Below are 3766 nucleotides of genomic sequence, written 5' to 3' on the forward strand. Positions count from 1 at the left end.
ACAAAAAAGACCAAAAAAATCAAAAAAAAATTATAAAATTTATTTGGAATTTAAAAAAATYTGTTTACAAATTGTAATCAWTCAAAACAAGGACATGAATAATTTTAACACATATTACTTTTTCAACTTCTTTTATTTTAGAAATAAAGGACGGGACTAGTAATATGGTTAAAATCAAGAGCATATCACAAAAGTCCCGGTTTGAAACTGGGACTTTTTTTATACTAGATGAGACAGATGAGTAAGAAGAACAAAAATTGCTATTCAAGGAGTAAAGGCTTCATTTCATGAAGAAGCTGCAGTCAAGTATTTCGGTTCGGATATCGAAACTATTGAGTGCGGTTCTTTCAGACAGACTTGCGAAATGTTGAAGCAACGTAAAGCAGATTATGTGGTGATGGCCATAGAAAACTCCATTGCTGGAAGTATCTTGCCTAACTATAACTTACTGAGAGATTACAGATTTCATATCATCGGAGAAGTACATTTAAATATACAGCAAAATCTTTTGGCTTTGCCAGGAGTCAAATTAAGCGACATAGAGACCGTGGAATCGCATCCTATTGCTATCCGTCAATGTGACGAATTCTTAAGCGAACATCCGGAATGGACCATCAAAGAAGGATTGGATACGGCGGGGTGTGCCAAAAGAATCAGCGAAGAGAAACTTAAAAATACGGCAGCCATTGCAAGCGAATATGCGGCTAAGATTTATGGTCTTAACATTCTAGAAAGAAGAATTGAGACGCACAAAAAGAATGCTACCCGCTTTCTCATATTGGCAAACGAAGTGGTAGAACAAAAAGGAGCCAATAAAGCTTCTCTATCGTTTCAAATAGGCAATTCAGTAGGTGCTTTGGCTACTGTACTACAATGTTTTGCCGAGCAGAACGTTAACCTCAGCAAAATCCAGTCTATGCCTGTCATAGGCCGTCGTAACGAGTACGACTTCTATGTGGACGTAGAATGGAAAAAACAGTCCGACTATGACGCCGCCATCCGTAAAGTATTAAAACATACGGTAAACTTCAGCATCATGGGCGAATACATCAAAAATGACAAAGTATAATTAACACAAACAATAAAGTTACTAATCAATTTAAAATATTAAAACATAATACGATGAAACATTCTTTAGAAGTTCTTCCTTTAAGTTCATGGATTGACACTAATGGCAAACCACTTATAATAGCAGGTCCATGTAGTGCTGAGACTGAAGAGCAATTGGTCTCTACAGCACACCTATTGGCAAATACAGGAAAAGTAAATATCCTTCGTGCCGGTATTTGGAAACCTCGTACACGTCCGGGAGAATTCGAAGGTATCGGAAGTATAGGTTTACAATGGCTGAAACGTGCTAAAGAAGAGACAGGACTTTTGACTGCTACCGAGGTTGCAACAGCAAAACACGTCGAAGAAGCTTTGGAAGCCGGTGTAGACGTACTTTGGGTAGGCGCACGTTCTACGGCAAACCCATTCACAGTACAGGAAATCGCTGATGCTCTAAAAGCATTGGGAGCCGACGTACCAGTATTGGTGAAAAACCCGGTGAATCCTGATCTTTCCTTATGGATCGGTGCATTAGAACGTATCAACCGTGCTGGCATCAAGAAGATTGCCGCCATACATCGTGGTTTCTCCTCATTCGAGAAAACTGCTTTCCGCAACGAACCTATGTGGGACATCGCAATCCAGCTGAAAACCATTGCTCCCGAACTTCCTATCATCAACGACCCAAGCCACATCTGTGGTAACCGTGAGTTGATCCCATACATTACGCAGAAAGCTATGGATATGGATATGCAGGGGCTTATCATCGAATCCCATATCGACCCGTCAGTGGCATGGACAGACGCCAAACAACAGGTTACTCCTGCTGCCTTAGCGGATATGCTGGATAATATTGCTGTACGCAAACCTGCGTCAGACAATCCCGCCTTCGAAGATAAATTGGCTGAATTGCGTAAACAGATCGACAAACTAGACGACCAAATCCTTAAAACCATTGCCGACCGCATGAAAATTGCTGAAAAAATCGGAGAATATAAACGCGACAATAACGTAACAATCTTGCAAGTATCGCGTTGGGATGAAATCGTCCAAAAACGTGTTCAACTGGCAAAGGCGCTAAATCTCGGAGAAGAGTTTACGGTAAAATACTTAGAATTGTTGCACAACGAATCTATTCGTAAACAAAACGAGGTTATGAACTCTAAACCAGTAGCGGAGGCATAATGAGTCAAAAAAGCAATCAAGCTATCTCATCCGACGAAAAAGTTACAAGGCACGGTACAACTTACTGGCTCTAAGTCAGAGAGCAACCGTGCTCTCATCATACAGGCTCTGAGTAAGGGCAAGGTTACGATAGAAAACCTGTCCAAAGCAGATGACACCGTACTGCTTACTAGAGCTCTCCAGCAAGCCTGTATGCCGGGCACCGAACAGAAAACCATAGATATAGGTCCAGCTGGTACGGCTATGCGTTTCATGACTTCCTACCTGAATCTCATTCCGGGAGATTTTATACTTACAGGAACAGAACGCATGCAGCAACGTCCTATAGGTATCCTTGTTGATGCTTTGAAAGATATTGGAGCCGACATTCATTATGTTAAAAAGGCGGGCTTCCCTCCTCTTCATATTGAGGGAAAGCTTTTCCAAACTAAAGACCATGTGTGCATAAAAGGGAATGTCAGCAGTCAATATATTTCTTCACTATTGCTGGTAGCCTCGGCACTTAAAAAAGGGCTTACCATAGAAATCGAAGGTGAGTTGACCTCCCGTCCATATGTGACGATGACACTAAACATGCTGGCAGAAGCAGGCATACATCACAGCTGGCAAGACAATAAAATTCATATTAGGCCGCAGGAAGCCCAAGAAGCAACAATCTACATCGAGCCGGACTGGAGTGCAGCCTCATACTGGTATGCCATGGTCGCCTTGGCCGAAGATGCGGAAATTCAACTTCCTGGATTGAAGAAAAACAGCCTGCAAGGGGATATTGCCATTGCAGAAATTATGCAACATTTCGGAGTGGAAACCATTTTCGAAGAAAAAGGGATTTTGCTAAAAAAGAAAGACAGTCGTTCTGACAAAATTCTTTTCGACTTCAAAGAATGTCCCGACCTTGCACAGACGGTAGTAGTAGTAGCCGCCCTACTAAAAAGAAATGTTTCCTTTACAGGATTGGAAACACTGAAAATCAAAGAGACAGACCGTATTGCTGCTCTACAAACCGAAATAGGCAAATTCGGTGCTACTTTGACTGAAGATAATAGTATCTACCATCTAAACACCGACAATGTCAAAGAACCTGAAGCCATATCTATTGCCACTTACGAAGACCACCGTATGGCGATGGCTTTTGCTCCTTTGGCATTGGTATTCAAAGAAATAAGCATTGAAGAACCTCAGGTAGTAGAAAAATCTTATCCAATGTTTTGGGAACATTTGGAAGCTCAAGGTTTTGCAATACAATGAGCTTAATAAAAAATTTGTCGCCTTTGCGTATCGTCATATAGTTGTGAAAAGACAACAAGGACTATGTGGCGATACGGTTCAGCGACACTCTAATAAACATTTGTGCCTCCAGCAGGCTATATTTATTTTGTATTTTAGTACAAATACTAATCATTATTGGCAGGAAATTACTATTTCGGCGAACATACTTCCGYBVATTCACGGAACCTTTGGGTGAATCCATGGGAAAGCCAGTAGCGTCCGATCGTGGAATCCGATAGCCCCAATTATTCAAATCGTACGA

General features: G+C 41.3%; 3 protein-coding genes. All 3 read left to right on the plus strand.

Annotation, left to right across the window (positions count from 1 at the left end):
• Nucleotides 1-256 precede the first annotated feature (256 nt).
• The 3 genes from SD31_RS11110 to aroA are packed head-to-tail and all read left to right on the plus strand — an operon-like array spanning nt 257 to nt 3483.
• Nucleotides 257-1069, plus strand: coding sequence for a prephenate dehydratase (locus SD31_RS11110; protein WP_039054168.1), 813 nt, complete (start codon nt 257-259; stop codon nt 1067-1069).
• Between the two features lie 53 nt (nt 1070-1122).
• The gene (locus tag SD31_RS11115; RefSeq protein WP_039054169.1) at nt 1123-2235 is read left to right on the plus strand and encodes a chorismate mutase; all 1113 of its coding nucleotides are present in this window, start codon (nt 1123-1125) and stop codon (nt 2233-2235) included.
• A gap of 15 nt (nt 2236-2250) precedes the next feature.
• Nucleotides 2251-3483 carry a 3-phosphoshikimate 1-carboxyvinyltransferase gene (gene aroA, locus SD31_RS11120; protein ID WP_039054170.1) on the plus strand — a complete coding sequence of 411 codons (1233 nt, stop codon included), beginning with the start codon at nt 2251-2253 and terminating at the stop codon, nt 3481-3483.
• Nucleotides 3484-3766: the final 283 nt, after the last annotated feature.

Origin of the sequence: Sphingobacterium sp. T2, assembly GCF_000814685.1 — a bacterium.
Classification (GTDB): Bacteria; Bacteroidota; Bacteroidia; order Sphingobacteriales; family Sphingobacteriaceae; genus Sphingobacterium; species Sphingobacterium thermophilum.